At 65.4% G+C, this 21,122-nt stretch carries 10 protein-coding genes; 3 read left to right on the top strand and 7 right to left on the bottom strand.

Annotation, left to right across the window (positions count from 1 at the left end; genetic code table 11):
- Positions 1-32 precede the first annotated feature (32 nt).
- The 6 genes from EJ074_RS25755 to pbpC form a co-directional block, all read right to left on the bottom strand.
- Positions 33-1,073, bottom strand: coding sequence for a sulfate/molybdate ABC transporter ATP-binding protein (locus tag EJ074_RS25755; RefSeq protein WP_095808658.1), 1,041 nt, complete (start codon positions 1,071-1,073; stop codon positions 33-35).
- Positions 1,074-1,085: 12 nt separating this feature from the next.
- A complete protein-coding gene (cysW, locus tag EJ074_RS25760; RefSeq protein ID WP_095808659.1) occupies positions 1,086-1,970 on the bottom strand; it encodes a sulfate ABC transporter permease subunit CysW in 885 nt (294 codons plus the stop codon).
- The gene (cysT, locus tag EJ074_RS25765) at positions 1,963-2,814 is read right to left on the bottom strand and encodes a sulfate ABC transporter permease subunit CysT (protein WP_095808660.1); all 852 of its coding nucleotides are present in this window, start codon (positions 2,812-2,814) and stop codon (positions 1,963-1,965) included. The genes cysW and cysT overlap by 8 nt, the downstream gene beginning before the upstream one ends.
- A 92-nt stretch (positions 2,815-2,906) precedes the next feature.
- Positions 2,907-3,935 carry a sulfate ABC transporter substrate-binding protein gene (locus EJ074_RS25770; protein ID WP_129553861.1) on the bottom strand — a complete coding sequence of 343 codons (1,029 nt, stop codon included), beginning with the start codon at positions 3,933-3,935 and terminating at the stop codon, positions 2,907-2,909.
- A gap of 200 nt (positions 3,936-4,135) precedes the next feature.
- On the bottom strand, positions 4,136-4,876 hold the full coding sequence (locus EJ074_RS25775) for a M15 family metallopeptidase (protein WP_245420530.1): 741 nt from the start codon (positions 4,874-4,876) through the stop codon (positions 4,136-4,138).
- A 187-nt stretch (positions 4,877-5,063) separates the two neighbouring features.
- Positions 5,064-7,154, bottom strand: a complete 2,091-nt coding sequence (gene pbpC, locus EJ074_RS25780) for a penicillin-binding protein 1C (RefSeq protein ID WP_245420527.1) — start codon at positions 7,152-7,154, stop codon at positions 5,064-5,066.
- Here pbpC and EJ074_RS25785 point away from each other — a divergent pair.
- A complete protein-coding gene (locus EJ074_RS25785) occupies positions 7,153-7,329 on the top strand; it encodes a hypothetical protein (RefSeq protein ID WP_165349792.1) in 177 nt (58 codons plus the stop codon). The two genes, pbpC and EJ074_RS25785, sit on opposite strands and share 2 nt — an antisense overlap.
- 38 nt (positions 7,330-7,367) lie before the next feature.
- On the opposite strand, the gene EJ074_RS25790 is transcribed toward EJ074_RS25785, so the two are convergent.
- Positions 7,368-12,848 carry an alpha-2-macroglobulin family protein gene (locus EJ074_RS25790; protein ID WP_095808241.1) on the bottom strand — a complete coding sequence of 1,827 codons (5,481 nt, stop codon included), beginning with the start codon at positions 12,846-12,848 and terminating at the stop codon, positions 7,368-7,370.
- A gap of 279 nt (positions 12,849-13,127) precedes the next feature.
- Here EJ074_RS25790 and EJ074_RS25795 point away from each other — a divergent pair, with 279 nt between their 5' ends.
- Both EJ074_RS25795 and EJ074_RS25800 read left to right on the top strand, forming a co-directional pair.
- The gene (locus EJ074_RS25795) at positions 13,128-15,056 is read left to right on the top strand and encodes an autotransporter assembly complex family protein (RefSeq protein WP_095808240.1); all 1,929 of its coding nucleotides are present in this window, start codon (positions 13,128-13,130) and stop codon (positions 15,054-15,056) included.
- A gap of 2 nt (positions 15,057-15,058) precedes the next feature.
- Positions 15,059-21,112, top strand: a complete 6,054-nt coding sequence (locus tag EJ074_RS25800; protein ID WP_095808239.1) for a translocation/assembly module TamB domain-containing protein — start codon at positions 15,059-15,061, stop codon at positions 21,110-21,112.
- The last annotated feature ends 10 nt before the right edge of the window (positions 21,113-21,122 follow it).

Below are 21,122 nucleotides of genomic sequence, written 5' to 3' on the forward strand. Positions count from 1 at the left end.
TTTGAGGGAGGCTGCAGTCAACACGCGCGAGCTCACGCAGCCGGGAACAGCTTCCAGCGCCGTGGCCTGAACGCCACCCTGCTCTTCTGCGCCGCCGGATGGTCGACCGGCAGTTCGATCTCGACGCGCTGACGCTCGCCGCCCACTTCCAATTCCACGCGCCTGGTGCCGGCGACGCGGCGGCTGGCGGCAACCGTGCCGGCAATGCAGCCGTTGCAGTCGTCCAGCAGATCGACGTCATGCGGTCGGAAATAGAGCAGGGCGGGGCCGGAAGGGGCGTGCGGCGCCTTCACACCGATAGGCCGGTCGGCGATCCAGACTTCGCCATTGTCGACCTTGACCGGCAGCGAGCTCGATTCACCGATGAAGCTGTAGACGAAGGGCGAGTTTGGCGAGTCGTAGATCTCGTCGGCGGTGCCGACCTGCTCGATGCGGCCCTGGCTCATCACCACGACGCGGTCGGCAAGCTCCAGCGCCTCCTCCTGGTCGTGGGTGACGAAGACCGTTGTATGGCCGGTGGCGTCGTGAATCTCGCGCAGCCAGCGGCGCAGTTCGCGGCGCACCTGTGCGTCGAGCGCGCCGAACGGCTCGTCGAGCAACAGCACCCTGGGCTCGATCGCCATGGCGCGGGCCAGCGCCACGCGCTGGCGCTGACCGCCGGAGAGCTGTGCCGGATAGCGCTTCTCCAGACCCGAAAGCTGGACGAGGTCGAGCAGCTCGGAAGCGCGGCGGCGGATTTCCTGCATGGACGGGCGCGCCGCCCCGTGCCGCACCTTGAGGCCGAAGCCGATATTGTCGGCGACCGTCATGTGGCGGAACAGCGCGTAGTGCTGGAAGACGAAGCCGACATTGCGCTCCTGTATCGACTTCTGCGACGCATCCTCGTCGCCGAAGAAGATGGCGCCCTTGGTCGGCCGCTCCAGTCCGGCGATCAGCCTGAGCAGGGTCGTCTTGCCGGACCCGGAAGGTCCGAGCAGCGCAATCAGTTCGCCGGACTTGATGTCGAGCGACACGTCGTGGAGGGCCGGGAACCGCTCAAATTCCTTGCGCACGTTGGCAACGCGAACTTCCATGATCGGCCCTTTTCAGTGTCCGCGCGTCGCGGCGATCTCGGCGCCGTAGCGCATCTCGAGAAGTGTTTTCAAAACCAGCGTCACCAGCGCGAGGCCGGCAAGCAGCGAAGCCACGGCGAAGGCGCCGACGGCATTGTACTCGTTGTAGAGGATTTCGACATGCAGGGGCATGGTGTTGGTGAGGCCGCGTATGTGGCCCGACACAACCGACACGGCGCCGAACTCGCCCATGGCGCGGGCATTGCAGAGCAGCACGCCGTAGAGCAGGCCCCATTTGACGTTGGGCAGCGTGACATACCAGAAGGTCTGCCAGCCATTGGCGCCGAGTGAGAGCGCCGCCTCCTCGTCGCCATTGCCCTGCTCCTGCATCAGCGGGATCAACTCGCGGGCGACGAAGGGGAATGTGACGAAGATGGTGGCGAGCACGATGCCGGGCACGGCGAACAAAATCTGGATGCCGTTCGCCTTGAGCCATGCGCCGAGCAGGCCCTGAGCGCCGAAGAGCAGGACGTAGACCAAGCCCGAAATGACCGGGGAGACCGAGAAAGGCAGGTCGATGAGGGTCGTCAGGAAGGCCTTGCCCTTGAACTCGAACTTGGCGATCGCCCAGGCCGCCGAGATACCGAAAACGACGTTGAGCGGCACCGAGATCGCCGCCACCAGCAGGGTCAGCCGGATGGCGGATCGTGTGTCGGGATTGGTAAGCGCTTCCGTGTAGGCCTCGATGCCCTTGGCGAAGGCTTCCTTGAAGACGATGATCAGCGGCAAGAGCAGGAAGATCGCAAGGAAGGCGAAGGCAACGGTCATCAGCACGGCCCGTGCCGGGCGGCTTTCGGTGACTGCGGCCGACTGGCTCTCGTGAAACGGCTCGTAGGATTTGATCTCGGGATCAGCCATAGCGCTTGCGGCTCCATGTCTGCGCCAGATTGACGACAAGCAGCATCAGGAAGGACAGCGCCAGCATTATCGCCGCGATCGCGGTCGCGGCCGGATAGTTGTACTCCTCCAGCCGGATGACGATCAAAAGCGGCGCGATCTCGGATTTGAACGGCAAATTGCCGGCGATGAAGATGACAGAGCCATACTCGCCGACCCCGCGCGCGAAGGCGAGCGAGAAGCCGGTGACGATGGCCGGCGCCAGGCCCGGGAAGAGGACGCGGCTGATGATCTGGAAGCGGCTCGCGCCCAGCGTGGCGGCCGCTTCCTCGACCTCCTTGTCCAGTTCTTCCATGATCGGCTGCACGGTGCGTACGACGAAGGGCAGGCCGATGAAGACAAGCGCCACGACAATGCCGACCGGCGTGTAGGCGACCTTGAGGCCCAGCGGCGTCAGCAACATGCCGATCCAGCCGGTGGGGGCGTAGAGAGTGGTGAGCGCGATGCCCGCCACGGCCGTCGGCAGCGCAAAAGGCAGGTCGACCATGGCATCGGCGATGCGCCGGCCCGGAAAGCGGTAGCGCACAAGCACCCAGGCGACGAGCGTGCCGAAAACGACGTTGACGGCAGCGGCGATGAAGGCGGCGCCGAAGCTGATTTCGAGCGCGTTGAGCGTGCGGCGGTCGGTGGCGATCGCCCAGAAGTCGGTCCAGCCCAGCGCGGCCGAACGCCAGACCAGCCCGGAGAGCGGAATGAGGATGATGAGCGTGAGGTAGGCAAGCGAGAAGCCGAGCGTCAATCCGAAGCCCGGAATGACGCTCGGCTGTCTGAACCGCCACCCCGCGTGAGCGGGTGCTGTGGTCATGTGCTGGATCGTCCCTTCTTATCCAACCAGAATGGCTTTTCGCGCGTCACTTTCGAAAGGCATGCCACGTCAGGCTCGCCGACCGTCGGACCTCACTGGGCCGGCTTGTAGATCTGGTCGAATATACCACCGTCGCCGAAATGGTAAGGCTGTGCTTTCTTCCAGCCTCCGAAAAGCGGATCGTCGATGGTGATCAGCTTGATCGGTGGCAGCTTGGCGAGATCCTCCGGTGGCACCAAGTCCGGCTTGGAAGGCCGATAATGGTTCTTGGCGATGATGGTCTGGCCTTCCTTGGAATAGAGGTAGGTGAGATAGGCTTCGGCCACCTTGCGCGTGCCCTTGGCGTCGACATTGGCGTCGACCACGGCGACCGGCGGCTCGGCCAGGATTGAGGTCGGCGGATAGATAATGTCGAAATTGTCGGCGCCGAACTCGTCGAGCGCCAAATAGGCGTCGTTTTCCCAGGCGATCAGGACGTCGCCGAGGCCCTTCTGCGCAAATGTCACGGTCGAGCCGCGCGCGCCCGTGTCGAGCACGGGGGCATTGGCATAGAGCTTGGCAACGAACTCCTTGGTCTTGGCTTCGTCGCCGCCGTCATTGGCGCTGGCATAGGCCCAAGCGGCCAGATAGTTCCAGCGCGCGCCGCCCGAGGTCTTCGGGTTCGGGGTGATCACCTGGACGCCGTCCTTGACCAGGTCGCCCCAGTCCTTGATGCCCTTGGGGTTGCCCTTGCGCACCAGGAAGACGATGGTCGAGGTGTAGGGCGCTGAATTGTTCTCGAACTTCTTGCGCCAGTCAGGATCGATCTTTTTCGACTTGGTGGCGATGGCGTTGATGTCACCTTCCAGCGCGAGCGTGACCACGTCGGCGTCTAGCCCGTCGATCACGGCCCGGGCCTGCGCTCCCGATCCGCCATGCGATTGCTGGATGGTGACGGTCTCGCCGGTCTCGGCCTTCCAGTGCGCGGCGAAGGCCTCGTCATAGGCCTTGTAGAGTTCACGTGTCGGGTCGTAGGACACGTTCAGAATGGTTGTATCGGCGAGCGCGAAACCGAGCGTGCCGAACTGGACAGATGTGGCGACCAGCGCGCCGAGCAGTTTCCTGAAATGAGGGTTGGTCATTTCCGCCTCCATTGAACTGCTGCAAACTCTACCGAGTTTATAGAAATTAGATGCATTGAATGTTGCCTTTTTCACCTCCTCGAAGCAAATTTTCGCCGGACAATCGCTGGTCGAGGAAATAACTTCCTCAACGGCGCGCGGCCGGACCCCGCGTCAGCCGGCCTAACTAGAACCGGCACCGGGCGCGGCAAGGTCTACTGCTATTGAGCGGTGACCGGAAAATCGAAGCGCTGTTTTGGGAAGGGCTCTGGCGCCAGCGTAAAGTGCCACCATTCGCGCGCGTAGTTGCGGAAGCCGGCGGCGCGCATGGCGGAGAGAAGGATCTTGCGGTTCGCCGCGGCGACAATGGGGAGAGGGCGGCGGGCCGTTTCGCTTGCCGGATCGAAACAGTCGAAGCCGGTGCCGAAATCGAGCGTGCCCGCGTCGGGCGCTCCGCAGGTCGGGTGTATCGTGCCGTTGCCTTTCTTCTCGGCGATCGCAAGATCGACGGTCGAGCCGCGCGAATGGCTGGACAACTCGCCGACATATCCCTTGGCAATGAGATCACCTCGGTCGACGTTCAGGTACCATTGCGGATCGGGCGGCCCGCCTTGCATCGTCCACCGGACCATATCGGCGACGGCGCGCGCCGGGCGGTAGCAATCGAAGACCACCAGGGTTAGACCTTTCGCCGCGATTGCTTTCTGCACGTTTGAAAGCGCCCTGGCGGCCTGCTCGGTCAGGATGCAGACCGGCGCCTCGTAGCCATCGACCTTGCGGCGAAGAAAATTGTCGGCTCCGGCATAACGGATATCCTGGCGAATGGTCGCATCGACATCGGCGAGCCTGACAAAGCCTGAGGGCAGGGGATCGGCGCTGGCTGGGGAGAAGAGTGCCAGCGTCGCGAGGAATACAACCAACCAAGGCTGGCGCGAGGCGCCACCCTCTGCCCTGCCGGGCATCTCCCCCGCAAGGGGGGAGATCGGCAGCTCCCGCGCCGGCCCTATCTTTCCAACGTTGGAGATTGGCGAAGGCGGTGAAGCGAATGATCTCGCCCCTTGAGGGGGAGATGGCCGGCAGGCCAGAGGGGGGTGCCTCGCGCCGGACATGCGGCCAAGAAGCACAAGGCGCTGAATCGCTTGCCGCATTCTATTCAACGAAAACCTTCACGCTGGCTGCGCGGCCGGCGGCGTCGATCACCGTCAGCGTCGAGTAGCCGGTGCCGTCGGGCAGCCAAGTCGCGGTGCGGCGTCGGTCGATGCCGGCAAGCGGCTTGCCATTGGCGAGCCAGCGGAACGGCGCACGGCCGCCCTGCAGCTTGAGCACCAGCGGCGTGGCGGCGGCCGAACTGGTGCCGAGATCGACGCGGGCGCCGTTCGGCGGGAAGATAATGGTGGGAGCCGGTTCGGTCGGCGTGGCCTGCACCAGCCCGTCCGAACCGGCGCCGAAGCGGGCTAACGTCACCGGCAATTCGTCGCGTTTGGGATTGAAGGCACCCGGCGGCCGGCTCGGCAGCGGCACGCTGGCCAGACCGGAGCGGACGAAGCCTTCGAACAGAATCGGCGCCGCCGAGACATAGCCGGACAGGCCGGGGACAGGGCTGGCGTCGGCGCGGCCGACCCAGACACCCAGCACGTAGCGGCCGTCGAAGCCGACCGACCAGGCATCGCGATAGCCGTAAGACGTGCCGGTCTTGTAGGCGATGCCGCGCTGGGCGGCACCTTCCGGCGGCTTCACGCCGGACAGGATGTCGTTGATCTGCCAGGCGGCCTGATCGTCGAGGATGGTGGCAGTGGTGCGCTGGGCACCGGCCGGCTCGGTGCCGTCATGCAGCGTGTGCATTTTGCCGCCATTGGCGAGGCCCGTATAGAGCTGCACCAGATCGCGCAATGTGACGCCGACACCGCCGAGCCCGATCGCCAAGCCAGGCGCCTCGTTGATCGGCAGGATCGGATGGACGCCAGCCTGGCGGAAGCGCGCCGTGAGCCGCGCCGGGCCGACGGCGTCGAGCACACGGATGGCCGGCACGTTAAGCGACAGCTGCAGCGCCTGCCTGATGCTGACGTCGCCCTGATAGCCCATGTCGAAATTCTTCGGCCGGTAGCCGCCGAAATCGGCCGGGCTGTCCTCGATGATGGTCTCCTGCGCCACCAGCCCCTGCTCAAAGGCAAGGCCGTAGATGAACGGCTTCAACGTCGAGCCGGGCGAGCGGACGACTTTGGTCATGTCGATCCAACCGGAGCGGCTGGCGTCGAAGAAATCGGCGGAACCGACTTCGCCGAGAATGTCGCCGGTGCGCGCATCGGCCATCACCATGGCGATGGAAAGCTTCGGGCCAAGCTTCCTCGCTGCCTCCTTGGCCACCTGTTCCAGCCCTTGCTGGACGCTCCTGCGGATAGTGAGCTGCAGCGGCTTGCCGGGCTCGGCCTTGGGCAGCATGGCATAGGAAGCGTGTGCCGCCAGTGCCGGCAGCTTGCGGCGCAGGCCGGCAACGTCGTCGAGGGCGGCCCGCGCGGCCTCTCTCTCGCCGAGCAGGCCAGACGAGACCATGCGGGCGAGCACGCGGTCGCGCGCTGCATGCGCGATGTCGAGGTTGCGGTCGGGCCGGCGCCTCTCTGGCAGTTGCGGCAGGGCGACGAGGAGGGCGGCTTCCGAGACGGTCAGGCGCTTCGGCTCCTTGCCGAAATAAGCAAGCGAGGCGGCACGAACACCTTCGAGATTGCCGCCATAGGGCGCCAGCGTCAGGTAGCGCTCGAGGATTTCGCGCTTGGAAAGCCGCCGCTCGATCTGGATCGCGCGCAGGATCTGCTTGGCCTTGGAAGCGAAGCTGCGGCTGTCGCGCGGCTCGATCAGCCGGGCGAGCTGCATCGACAGGGTCGAGCCGCCGGAGACGATGCGGCCGCTGCTCACAAACTGGCCCGCGGCACGGCAAAGCGCCAGAACGTCGACGCCGCGGTGATTCCAGAAGCGCTTGTCCTCATAGGCGACGAGCATGTCGACGAACTGCTTGTCGACCTGGTCGAGCCGGGTTCCGAGCCGCCAATATCCGTCAGGCGTGGCGAAGGCGCGCAACAACTGGCCGTCGCGATCCTGCACTTCGGTCGAGACCGTCAGCGTCTCCGGCAGCGGCGGTGGGAAGGCACGGTCGAGCTCCCAGAGGGCAACGACGGAAAGGGCCAAGAGGGCGGCGCAGGAGGCGGCAGTCGTGGCGGTGCGGCGCAGGAATTTTTTTGAGAGCATGGCGCTGCCCCTCATCGCGCTGCTGCCGGGCATTTCTCCCCGTATGGAGACCGGGAGAAAAGAGCCTTCACGGAGGCTTTCGCCAATTTCCAACGTTGCAGAACAGATGCTGACGGTCGCGATAGACCCCTTCTCCCCGTCACTATACGAGGAGAAGGTGCCGGCAGGCGGATGAGGGGCAGCGCCATCGTCCCGGTCATGTTCGCAAGCACCTTATTCCGCCTTGACCTCCATCATGCCGGAGGCGGTGCGGGCCGAATATTGCGGCCGGTACATGTCCTCCACCGTTGCTGCCGGATGGGCGTAGGTGCCCGGCGTCACGGCGCGCACGACATAGGCCAATGTGATATTGCGGTCGCCGTCGCCTTCGTTGGGGTTGAAGGCGGCGACGAAGCGGTCGTCGCGGAACTCCAGATGGGCGGCGTCGGTCTGCGCCAGCCAGGAGAAGTTCGACAATTGGGCGCTGGAGACCAGGCTCGGATTGTCGATCTCGAAGCCGGCGGGCAGCAGGTCCGTGACCAGCAGGCGCGAGGGCCAGCTGTTTTGCTCATAGACCTTGAGCACGACAACATAGCGCTCGTTCTGCCTAGCCTCGGTGACGTTGGCCTCGGTGCCGTCGAGCTTGTAGTAGGTGCGATCGATGGTGAAGCCGTCGCCGCCGGCCGGCAGCGGATCCATCGGCGCCGCCACCGCGGTGACCACCGCCTGCAGCGGCGTCGTGCCGGTGTTGGCGATGGTGAGCGGGCTGCCGATGAGGTCGCCGCCGGACACACGGTCGGAGTAGCCGCCCGAATGCGGTGCGCCGTTGACGGAGAGCGCGATGGAATCATTGCCCTCCTTCAGGGCTCGGGCGGCGAGCAGCATCCAGGATTCATCCTGCGTGCTGGTCCAACGGGCGTCGGCGCGCTCCCTCGCGACCAGCCTGATCAACTGCGGCACGATGCTCGGGACCGGCTTCGATTCCGCCGCCAGCGCCAGCATCGCGGCGCCGTCGCGGAGCGGCGAGCCGTAATCGGAGCGGTAGTAGTCGTATTCCGTGCTCGCCTGCGCCAGCCGCAACGCCGTCTGGAAAGTGGCTTCCGAGCGCTGCGTGTCGCCATAGAGCGCCAGACTCGCCGCCAGCTGGGCAACTGCCATCGGGCTGGTGAAAGCTTCGAGCTGGGTATCTGCGTAGTAGCGCAGGTCGCCGATCGAGGCCTTCTTGTTGCGGGCAAGCACGTAGAGCGCATAGGCGATCTCGCTGCCGCGATCCTGGACGTCCTGATCGTAGCCCAGCGAGTTCTGCAGGTTGTTCAGCGCCTGGTTCATCGCCTGCGCCGGCACGTCGTATTTCTGTTCGCGTGCCCGGGTCAGGAACTCGCTGACATAGGCGTCGAGCCACAGATCGCCGGAGCCCGGACCCCAGAGGCCGAAGCTGCCGCTCGAGGCTTGATAGCTCAGCACCTTGTAGACGGCATCCTGGATGCGGCCGTGCAGGTCGGGGTCGCTCTCCATGCCAATGCTGGAAGCCACGTCGTTGACATAGAGCAGCGGCATGGCGCGGCTGGTGGTCTGCTCGGCGCAGCCATAGGGATAGCGGTCGAGCGTCATCAGCAGCGAGGGCACGTCGAAGGCGGCTGCCTGCGATATGCCGACGCTGACGGAAGCGCCGTCGAGCACGCTTGAAGCAAGCAGCTCCTTGTCGACCCGCAGAGCGCCGCCCTTGGGTTTCAGGTCGACCACCATGCGGTTGGTGACGGGAAGCTGCGCCGGACGCACCGGAAGATAGAGCGTCTGCTCGACATTGGTGCCGTCGGCATGGGCAAGCTTGACGGTTATCGAGGCGTCGCCCGCGGCATGGGCGACGAGCGGGAACAACAACGTCTGCCGCTTGCCCGGGGTGAGCGTCAGCTTCTCAGGCAGGGGCTTGTCGCCGGTCGACAGATCGCCGGTGGTGGTAACCGCCAGCGCATAGTCGCCGGCAGGGCCGTCGGTGTCGGCGATGTCGAGCCGCATGGTCGCGGCATCACCGGGTGCCAGGAAGCGCGGCAATCCGGCGGTGATCACCACCGGATCGCGCACGATGACATCGGTCTGGGCATGGCCGACCGCTTCCTTTGTCCAGGCGACGGCCATGACGCGCACGGTGCCGTTGAACTGGGGGATGTCGAAATCAACGCGTGCCTTGCCATCGACATCGAGCTGAACAGGACCGGAGAAGAAGGCGACCAGCTTTTCGGTCGGCGGGCTGCCTTGCGCTTGCATGTTGGCGCCGTCACCGCCGGTTCTCAGCTTGCCTGTGGTGCCGAGCGAGCCGTCGATCAGGCGGCCGTAGAGGTCGCGGATCTCGAGGCCCAGCATACGCTGGCCGAAGAACCAGTCCTCGGGATCGGGTGCCTTGTAATTGGTAAGGTTGAGAATGCCGACGTCGACGGCGGCTACCATCACATAGGCATTGCTGCCGGGTTGAGCGCCGTTGACGGCGACCGGGATCGACAGCTGCTGCCGGGGCGCCGTCTTTTCGGGCGGCGTCAGGGTGACGGCGAGCTTCTTCGAACCCGGATCGAGGGTCAGCCATTTGACGCCGATGGCGCGCGCCGGCATGCGCGATTCCTGGGCATCGCCCGGCCTGAACAGCGTCGCCGTGACATAGGCGCCGGCGCCCCAGTCATCGCCGACCGGGATATCGACCGTGCTTCCGCCGGCAGGCACCGAGGCGGTGACGGTCTTCAAGAGTTTTTCGGCGCCGATGGTGACCAGCAATTCGCCGGCAAAATGCGGCGAGACCTTGAGCTTGGCCACTTCGCCCGCAGCATAAGAGTCCTTGTCGAGGGCGATTTCCAGTCCGTCGGGAGTCTCGGTGGTCGTGGAAGACACATACCAGCCGGCATCGAACTCGTAGCTGGTCGCCGGACCGTCCGGATCAGCCGTCTCGACTTCGAGCCGGTAGCGGCCCCAGTCGACCGGCAGCGACACGCTTGCTTCGCCGTCGGCGTTGAGGTCGACCTGGCCGTTGGCGACGGCCTTGGTGAAGTTGACCGGCTCGTAATTCCAGGAATTGTTGGAGCGATACCATTGGTAATTGCGCTCGACCTTGACCAGCGACCACTGGGCGCCCTTCAGGTCCTCACGCTTGCCGTTGGGATCGACGGCGATAATGCTGAACTTGGCGGTGCCGCCCTGCGGCACTTCACCGTCGGCGAAGTTCGGGCGGATGCCGATCATCTCCTTTTGCGGACGAACCGCGATGTTGAGCGAGCGCTCGACCGCGCGGCCGCCGGCTTCGCGCATGCGCACGGTCACCTTGGCATTGACCAGCTTGGTGGTGGACGGCAACTGGTCGGCCGAAACCGGGAAGGTCGCCTTGCCGTCATCGCCGACGGCGGGCAGGTTCGAGAGCGGCGTCACCGACGGCTCGGCCGACTGCTCGTCGGCGAGGCCGAAGGTGAAGTCCTTGAATCTTTCCCACCTGTCCGTCGTCGACAGCGTCATCTCGCCTTCGAGCGCCAGGCCTGCGGCCGGCGCGCCGTAGAGGAAGCGGCCGTCGACGCTGACATTGGCGGCCTCGCCCTGGGCGATCTCCGTCTTGTCGGCGGTCAGGTCGAACTCGATGCGATCCGGCACGAAGTCTTCGACCAAGAACATCTGGCTCGCGACTGCAGCCTGCTTGGGGTCGGTATAGATCGACACCGTCCAGGTGCCGCGCATGGCGTTGGGCTCGAGCGGCAGATCGACGGCGTGGCCGCCGGCAGAGGCGCCATCGCTGACGAGGCGGCGGCTCTCGACGCCGTCAGGACGCGTGAAGATGAAGGTCAGCGGCAGGTTCTCGACCGCCTTGGCGGCACCGTCGCGGGCCAAGGCTGCGACATGCACGTCCTCGCCGGCACGGTAGATGCCGCGCTCGGTCCAGGCATAGACGTCGAGCGCGCCGGGCGACGCGCGGCCGGCAACACCGCGATCCGACAGATCGAAGCCGGCACGGGCCATGTCGAGGAAGACGAAGTCGTTGTCGCCCTGCTTGGCCATCAGCACGGCCGGCACCATGCCGCCCTCGCCGCGGGTCAGGCCGGGGTTGAAGACGGCGTGGCCTTCGGCGTCCGTGGTCGACGTGCCGAGGATCTCGTTGTTCTTGGCCAGCAGCGTCACTTCGGCGCCGGAAATCGGCTTGGCGGAGCCGAGCGAACGGGCAAAGACGTTAAGACCGTCCTGGCCGGTATAGGTGGACAGGCCGATGTCGGAAACGACAAACCATTGCGTGGCGCGTGATCCGTAGTCGTCGCCCTTGTCGTCGATCGGCTGCGCAGTCAGCACATAGACGCCCGGCTTGCGTTGCGGGATCGCCTCGTCGACCGGGAAGGACGTGGTGACTTCCTTGTTGAGGTCGTTGGTTATTTCGAGCGTGCCTTCCCAGACAGGAGCGCCCATCTGGTCGGAAATGCTGGAGATGTCGTAGCCGTCGAGCTGATGCAGGAACTGGTAGCCCGACAGGAGCTGCGCCAGCGAGCGGTCGCCGATGCGGTAGAGCATCATTTTGGCGGCGTTCATGTTGACGGTGACGACCGGAATGCCGCGGCGTGCGCCGGCCGGCAGCACGAAGCTGTCGCCGGTGAAACGGGCGGACGGCGCGCGGTCCTGGACATAGATCGACAGCACGACCGGGGCGGCGATGGTCTCGCCGACGGCCGCCGGCAGGCCGGCGCGGAAGGTCACCTCATAGTGCTGGCCGTGCTCCAGGCCTTCGACGCAGATCTGCCTGTCCTTGGCTTCGACGGCTTTGGGGGCGGCGTTGTCGACGGTGACGAACTGCGAATAGTCGATGCCGGTCTTGACCAATTCCTCGGAAAACTGGGCGCAGATGCGCGGCGCGCTGGAATCTGCGTCGACCGAGTGATCGATGACGCGAAAGCCCTTGCGCGCCTTGAGGTCGGCGTAGTCTGCCTGGACCGCGGGCGAATTCACCAGTGCGAGGCTCGCCTCGTAGGCTTGCAGCGAAGGCCGGAAGAGGTCGCGCCTGTCGAGGCCGGCGGCAAGCAGCGCCAGCGCCTCGGCGCGGGCCTTTGCGGAGCGAACCAGCTTGTAGGCATTGAAGGCGGCCGAGGTGACGTTTGCCGGCAGGGTCGACGGCTCGGAGGTGTTGGCAGCCGGTTGCACGCCAAGGGTCTCGCGCGCCAGCGCCAGCCACAGAGCGCCGTCGTCCGGCAGGACGGAAAGCGCTGCCTGATACTTCTGCATGGCCAGGCGATGGTCGCCGGTCAACGCCGCCTGCTCGGCCGCGGCCTCGAGCGCCGCCAGTCCCTCGGTCGGCTTGTCATAGGCCGGGTCGGTCAGCTTGTTGCGGAATTGCTGGGCCTGGTCGGCCATCCAACCGGGGAAGAAGGCAAGTTCCGGCGGAGCGCCGATATCGGGGTCGCCGTCGACATTGACGATCTTGCCGGCGACGGCGCCGCTGAACGGTTGGAGCTGATTGTAGTCGGATTTGAGAAAGCACCATTTGGCCTTCGTATTGTACGTGAAGGCGCGGCAGGCGGGATCGCCGAGACATGTCGTCTTGCATTGGTCGAGGCTGACATTCTGATCCGACCTCAAGTCGAAACCGAAATAGTCGGAATTGTCGGTGGTCGCGATTCTTCGGGCTTCGGCCGCTTGCGCGGCACCGTTGAATGCGAAAAAGAGAAGGAGAAGGAAAGAGAGACCCCGAGCCGCGCGCATTGCCACATCACCCTCCAGACATGCTAGCGTCCGGGCATGATCAAGCTTCAGTCGAGCTTGTCAACGCCGGAACGCGGCAGGTTTTCAACCCGCCAACGGTTTCCACGCCGGCCAAAGGCCGGTATTTCGACAGAACCTGCACGGGACAAGGGTTCACGCTTTCTTGCGAATGCGTAAAAGGTGTGAATTCCAAGCCCGGTCCATTTCAGACAATTGGATTGTGGCCCCTTTACGAGCGTTTCAAAACTTCATTCCAATTTTAGTTTTGTCGACTAGGTTGTCTTAATGCCGGCGTATGAAACGCAGATGTCGGGGGGGATCGCGCCAGGGCGCGGGCTTCCGCGCGCCCTGCTTTTCGCGTTGGCCTGCTCGACCATGCTCGCCGGCGAAATGCGCCCGGCGGCCGCCTTCGAGATATTCGGCATCAAACTCTGGGGTTCATCCAGCGACGAGGACGCCGACATCGTCGACCCCTTGCGCTATTCGGTCACTATCGATGCGCCCGACGCCGACAAGGACCTGGTCAAGAAGTTGGAAAACGCTTCCGTGCTCAAGGGCGACGAGGAGCGTCCCGTCTCGGGATCGCTCGGCCTGATGGCCAAGGCGCGCAGCGATCGCGAGCAACTCGTCGCCGCTCTCTACGCCGATGCCCGCTATGAAGGCGTGGTCACGATCACCATCGAGGGCAAGTCGATCGACGAACTGCCGCCCGATGCCGAGTTCAAGGGCCCGCAACCCATTCCGGTGGCGATCAGCATAACCGCGGGACCGAAATTCACGCTCGGCAACATAAGGCTGAAGGGCGACGCGGCCGGTCTGGCCAGCGCCGATTTCGGCCTGATTGCGGGCGGCGATGCGGGATCCGGTGCCGTGCTCAAGGCCGAAGCGGCGATCGTGCGGGCGCTAAAGGAGGAGGGCAGGCCGCTGGCCAAGGTGACGGGCCGCGAGATCGTCGCCGATCACGACACCTCGACGCTCGACGTCACGCTGACCGTGGCCGCCGGGCCGGTCGCCGGTTATGGCGACACGACAGTCGCGGGCACCGAGAAAGTCGACCGCGATTTCACGGAGTATATGACGGGCCTCAAGCGCGGCCAGCAATATTCGCCGCAGGAGATCGACGACGCGCGTGACCGGCTGCTCGGCCTCGAAGTGTTCAACAGCGTCACCATCAAAGAAGACGACAGCCTCGACGCCAGCGGCAACATCCCGATCGATGTCCAGGTGAGCGAGCGCAAGCCGCGCTTTTTCGGCATTGGCGGCACTTTCTCAAACACGGAAGGGCTGGGCCTGGAAGGCTATTGGGGCCACCGCAACCTGTTTGGCCGGGCCGAGAAGCTTCGCATCGACGGCTCGATCAGCGGGATCGGCAGCAATGACATCTCAAAGCTCAACTACAATGCCGGCATCATGTTCGAGAAACCGGGCGTGCTCGGGCCAGCGTCGAAGTTCTTCACCGGCGTCAAGACGGTCCTCGAGCATCCGGACGCCTATGACCATTTTTCGGTCAAGGGCAATGTGGGCGTCTCCTATGACCTGACCAAGAAGCAGAGGGTCTCGGCTGAATTCGCGCTCGACTATTCGAAGATCACCGACGTCTTCGGCAAGCACACCTACCTGATCGCCAGCGTTCCGCTACAATATGTCTATGACAACCGGGACAACCGGCTCAATCCGACGAGGGGTTTCAGGCTGCTCGCCTATGCCGAGCCGAGCTACGACATCCTCAACGGCGCGACCTTCCTGAAGCTGAAGGGCGAAGGCTCGGCCTACCAGTCGCTGGATACGGCCAGCAAGTTCGTCTTGGCCGAGCGCGTCTCTGTCGGCTCCATCGTCGGCGCCAGCCTGCAAGACGTGCCGGCAGATCGTCGCTTCTATTCGGGCGGCGGCGGCTCGGTGCGCGGCTACGCCTATCAGGGGATCGGCCCGAAGGACATCGACGGCCAGCCGATCGGCGGCCTTTCCTTCTTCGAAACCTCGGCTGAGATGCGCATTGCTGTCACCGACACGATCGGCATCGTGCCTTTCGTCGACGCCGGCAGCGTCTCGACCAAATCGGCGCCGGATTTCTCGGACGTCAAGGTTGGCGCCGGCGTTGGCCTGCGCTATCTCACACCGTTCGGGCCGCTGCGCATCGATGCCGCCGTGCCGCTCAACCGCGACCCGGGCGATCCGCATTTCGGCATCTATGCCGGCATCGGTCAGGCGTTCTGACCATGAAGATATTCTGGCGCATCCTTCGCTTATTCCTCTACACGCTGCTCCTGCTTGCGGTGGTGGCGGTCGGCGCGCTCGCGGTGCTGACCGGCACCGAGGGCGGCCGCCAGAATCTCGCCGGCATCATCTCGAGCATGGCCTCGAGCGAGGATCGCAAGGTCACCATCAACGGCATAGAAGGCATCTGGTCCGGTCAGCTCAGGCTCGACCATGTGGTGGTGGAGGATCGTGCCGGTCCCTGGCTGGTGGCGCGCAAGGTGGCGCTCGACTGGTCGCCGAGCGCGCTCTTGTCGCGCAACTTCGACGCCGAGCGGATCGCGGCCGAGCGCATCGAACTGGCACGGCTGCCGCAGGCAAGTCAGACGCCGTCACAAGCCGGCTCGACCAGCCTGCCGGTCTCGGTCGACGTCAAGCAGATCGACCTGCCCGAAATCGCGCTCGGGCAGGAACTCGCAGGCAGCGGCATTGCGGAACTTGCAGCCAAGGGCTCGCTCAAGGCCGATCCGTCGCCGCTGGCGGTCGACACGGTGCTCAACGTCACCCGTCACGACGGCAAGCAGGGCAATGTCGACGCCAAGATCCATTTCGCGCCGGCCGACAACAAGCTCGACGTCGACCTCAAGGCCTCGGAGCCCGCGGGCGGCATCATCGCCAACCTGCTCAAGCTGCCCGATGCGCCGCCGGTCGACATCGTCGTGTCGGGCACCGGGCCGCTCGCCAACTGGAGCGGCATCGGAACATTCGTCGTCGACCGGCAGATCGTCACCCAACTCACCGGCCGGCATCAGTCGAGCGACAAGGGCCACTATTTCGAAGCCAAGGGGGACGGCGAGTTCGAGCGCTTCCTGCCGGAGAAGTTCAAGTCGCTGTTTGCCGGCAAGACGAACTTCGATGTCGCCGCCATCGCGACCCCGACCGGCGGGGTGGACATCGAACGAGCCATCATTGAGAGCGACTCCGTGCACGGCACGGCCGCCGGCAATGTCGACCCGAAAGGCGCCAGCGACCTCTCGGTCGAGATCTCGGCCAAAGACAAGCCGTTCACTATCGATGTCGGCACCAGCGCGCAGCCGATCCTCGTCGCGGTCGAAAAGGCCACGGCGCGCGCCTTCGGCGACGGCAAGGCGCCGATGGTCGATCTCGGCGCCTCGCTGGTCTCGGTCGCCGTCGGCGGCACGCAGCTCAACAATGTGACTGGAACGATCCATTCCGACGGTTTCGATATCGAGAACCGCAGCGGCCCGGTCGGCGTCAAGCTCGCGGCGGCGGGCCTGACAACCGATGTGGCGACGCTGACGCCGCTGGTCACGGGCAAGCTCGCCGCAGATCTCTCCGGTTCGATCAGCAGCGAGACCGTGACCATCGATGAAGGCACGCTGCGCAGCGATGCGCTCAACGCATCTCTGACGGCCGGCGTCTCGCTCGCCGATCTTTCGATGACGCTGAAGATGAACGCCGACGCCGTGTCAAAAGCGCTGCCGCCGCAGATCAGCTCGCTGCTGGGCGAACGGGTCAGGTTCTCGGCTACGGCGACGCGCGATCCGCAAGGCGCGTTCGCGGCCAACGCGCTGGAACTCACCTCCGGCTCGCTCAGCGCCAGCGGCACCGCCAGCGCGCAAGGCTCGGACATCCAGGCCAACGTCAAGGGAACGCTGGGCGATGTCTCGACGCTGTCGTCGCTTGCCGGCACGCCGCTCGCCGGCGGGATCAATTTCGCGCTGACCGCAAGCGGCCCGCGCTGGGCGCCGGACTTCTCGGTTTCGGCGGACAGCGCCAGCCTGACGGCAGCCGGCCGCACGGTGAAGGACATCAAGCTGTCGGCGAAAGGCAAGGCCGACATCGCCAACCCCTCTGCCGACGTCGCCTTGACCGGCAGCGTCGAGGAGCAGTCGCTCGACATCAGGGCGTCGCTGGTGACCGCCGCCGGCAAGCGCTCGATCAAGGGGCTCAGCCTGTCGCTCGGCGACAACAAGGTTTCGGGAGATCTGGCGCTTGACGATCACTTCCTGCCGCTTGGCACGCTGACTCTTGCCGTACCCGACATTGCTCCGCTGGCGGCCCTCGGCGGCCAGTCGGCTACAGGCGACATCAATGGCACGATCGCTTTCGCCAAGGACGGCGAGGCTCCGACGCTGGCCATCAATGCGGCCAGCGGCTCGATCGCGCGCGGTGAGTTGGCGGCGAAGACGATCACCGTCAATGCGCTGATTGCCAACTATCTCAAGAGCCCGGCGATTGCGGGCACGATCAAGGCCGACAGCTTGACGTCCGGCGCGACGGTGATCAGCGGCATCGGCATCGATCTGAAGCGCGACGGCGACTGGACCAACTTTGCCGGCGGCGCGACGGTGTCGGGCATCCCGGCCACGGCCAGCGGGCGCGTGAAGATCGCCGATGGCAAGACCAGCATCGAGATCGCTTCGGGCGAGGCGACCCTGCGCGGCATCAAGGCGGCGATCGCCGAGCCTTCGAGCATCGCCATCGCCAACGGCGTGACCAGCATCGACAAGCTCTCGCTCAATCTGGGTGGGGGCTCCGCGACGGTCACCGGCAGCGCCGGCCCGACACTCGACCTGGCGGCCGGCTTCGCCAATCTGCCGGCAGCGGTTGCGAACAATTTCGTGCCAGGCCTCGAGGCTGCCGGAATCCTGAACGGCACGGCGCATGTCACGGGCGCATCGTCCAGGCCCGATATTCGCTTCGACGCAAAACTCACCGGGGCCGAGACCAGTCAGACCCGGCAGGCCGGACTCGGGCCGCTCAACCTCGATGCCGCGGGCACCTATACCTTGGCGGGCGGTGTAGCCTTGGACCACGCCACGCTTTCCGGCGACAAGATTTCAGGCAAGGCAGCCGGCACCATAAATCCAAATGGCGCCAGCGACTTTTCGCTCGACCTCGCGTCATCGGGACCCAGCCTTCCGCTGACCGTCGGCAGCGCCGAGAGCCCGGTCAGGATCGAAGTCCAGTCGTTGTCGGCAAAGATGGCGGGCCAAAGCACGCAAGCGCGCCTGGATGTTTCCGCCAATCTGCCGTCTATTGCAGCCAGCCAGGCCAAGGTGGATGGCCTCACACTGGTGCTGCATTCGGATGCGTTCGATATCGAGGGGCGCGCTGGTCCGGTTTCCGGCACGGTGTCGGTGGACAGGATCGCCCTCGACAATCCCATGATCGCGCCGCTGATTGCCGGCAAGGTTACGGCGAAGGTCGACGGGCGCTTGAGCAGCGATGCCGTCGCCGTCAACAGCGGCTCCCTCAAGAGCGATGCGCTCAACAGCCAAGTCGCCGGCCGAATATCGCTAGGCGACGGTGCCGTCGACCTCAATCTGAAGGCCGAGGTCATGTCTTCCGCCTTGCCAGCGGCCGTGCGCGGCGTGCTTGGCGAGCGCGCGCAGTTGAGCGCCGCGCTGAAGCGCGATGCCAGTGGCAATGTCAATGTCGAGGGCCTGAAGCTGAGTTCGGGCGCGCTGAGCGCCGACGGGCAGGCGAGCCTTGCCGGTGGCAAGCTCGCCGCCGACATCACCGGAGCGTTGAGCGACGTTTCGCCACTGTCGAAAGATGCCAAGGGTGCCGTTACCTTTGCCATGAATGCGCAAGGTCCCATCACCGCGCCCGACTTGTCTCTGACGGTCAACAGCGATCGCCTTACGGTCGCGGCGCGCGAGATCACCGGACTGAAGCTGACGGCGACCGGCAAGGCGGACGCCGCCAATCCGGCGGCCAATGTGCAACTGACGGGCAATGTCGCCGGGCAGCCGCTGCAAGGCAGCGCAGTGCTCGCGACCACCAACGGCAAGAGCGCGATCAACGGGCTGTTGCTGTCGCTGGGTCAGAACAAGATTTCCGGTGATCTCGCGCTGGATGAGGCGTTCGTGCCGGTCGGCAACGTCTCGCTCGACCTGCCTGATATCGGGCCGCTGGCGGCGCTGGCCCTGGAAAAGGCGGAAGGCGACGTGCGCGGCACGATCGCTTTCTCAAAAACCGGCAGCTCGGCCAATGTGGCGGTCAAGGCGAGCACGGCCGCGGTCCGGCGCGGCGACCTTGCCGCCAAGAACGTCACCGTCGACGCTCAGATCGCCAATTATCTGGCCGCGCCCGTTATCTCAGGCAAGGTTCGCGCTGAGAGCATTACCTCCGGTACAACCACAATCCGCGGCATCGATGTCGACCTGAAGCGAGACGGCGACTGGACCGGTTTCTCCGGCGGCGCCACCATCAAAGACATTCCCGCGAAGGCGACCGGCCGCGTGAAGGTGGTGAACGGCACGACGACGATCGAGCTCTCCTCCGGACAGGCGACGGTCCAGGGCATCAAGGCGGCCATTGCGCAGGCATCGACGGTGACCATCGCCAACGGCCAGACGACGCTCGACCGGTTGGTGCTCAACCTCGGCGGCGGCACGGCGAGCGCGACGGGCAAGGTCGGGCAGGCGCTCGACATCAACGCCACTTTGGCCAAGGTGCCGGCGTCGCTCGCCAACAGTTTCAAGCCTGGCCTCGATGCGGCCGGCGCGATCTCGGGCAACGTGAAAGTGTCCGGCGCGGCCGCCAGTCCGTCCATGGCCTTCAACATCACTGCGGCCGGGGTGCAGACGTCGCAGACGCGCGCCGCAGGGCTTGGCGGCCTGAACGTCTCGTCGACAGGAACCTTTGCCGGCAACAAGCTTGCCTTCAACGCCGACATCAGCGACGGCGCCGGACTCGGCCTGAAGGGTGGAGGCACCGTGATGACGGCCGGCACGCCGGCCCTGGTGCTCGACTTCAGCGGCAAAGTGCCGTTCAGCTTCCTCGCCGCGAAGCTTGCCGCGCAAGGGCTCGCGCTGAGCGGCACGGCCAATGTCAACGTGCAGGTGCGTGGTCATGCGTCCTCGCCCGTCATAGGCGGCACGGTCAGCACCTCGGGGGCCCGTTTCATCGACGCCCGCTCAGGGCTCGCGGTCAACGATATCGCCGCAGAGGTTTCGATCGGTTCCGGCGTCGCCAGGATCAACCGCCTGACCGGCACGCTGTCGACGCGCGGCAGCCTGTCGGCCAGCGGCACCGTCGGCATCAATCCGGCGCAAGGCTTCCCCGCCGACCTGTCGGTCAAGCTCACCGACGGGCGTTACACCGACGGCAGGGTGGTCACCGCCAATCTCGGCGGCGACCTGACCATCAAGGGGCCGCTCGCCTCGGCGCCGGTGATCGCCGGCACCATCAACCTGGGACGGACGGTTATCACCGTCCCCGACAAGCTGCCGGCGTCGCTCTCGGCGCTCGATGTCAAGCACAAGAACGCGCCCCGCGCCGTGCGCGCGCAGGACAAGGCGCTGCGCCCGGAGTCCGCCAGCGGCGGCGGCGGTGGCGGCGGCGGCCTCGTCCTCGACGTGACGGTCAATGCGCCGAACCAGATATTCATCCAGGGCAGGGGCGTCGACGCCGAGCTCGGCGGGTCGCTCAGGCTGACGGGCCCAGCATCGTCGCCGCAAGCAGTCGGCACCTTCACCCTGCAGCGCGGACGGCTGTCGATACTCGCCAAGCGCCTGACCTTCACTGAAGGCACGGTCGGATTTTCCGGCTCGCTGGTGCCTTACCTCAACCTGACGGCGACCACGACGACGAGCACCGCCACCGTCACCATCCTGGTCCAAGGCGAGGCGACCAATCCGAAGTTCAACTTCTCCTCGGTTCCGGCGCTGCCGGAGGACGAGGTGCTCGCGCAATTGATCTTCGGCCGCTCGATGTCCAATCTTTCGCCGCTGCAGATCGCGCAGCTGGCCGAGGCGGCCGCGCAACTGGCCGGCGTCGGCGGCTCGACGTCGCTGCTCGAGAACCTGCGCAGCGCCATCGGCGTCGACGACCTGGACGTGACCACGGACGAGAAGGGCGGCACCGCCGTCTCCGCCGGCAAATACCTCAACGACCGCACCTATGTGACGATCCAGAAGGGCGACAAGCCGGGTTCCGGCAAGGCGGCGATCGACCTCAATGTCGGGCGTGGCGTCAAGCTGCGCGGCGAGGCGACCGATGCTGGCGAAGCCAAAGGCGGCATCTTCTACGAACGCGAATACTGACGCCCCCACC

It is taken from the genome of Mesorhizobium sp. M3A.F.Ca.ET.080.04.2.1, assembly GCF_003952525.1.
Lineage (GTDB): Bacteria > Pseudomonadota > Alphaproteobacteria > Rhizobiales > Rhizobiaceae > Mesorhizobium.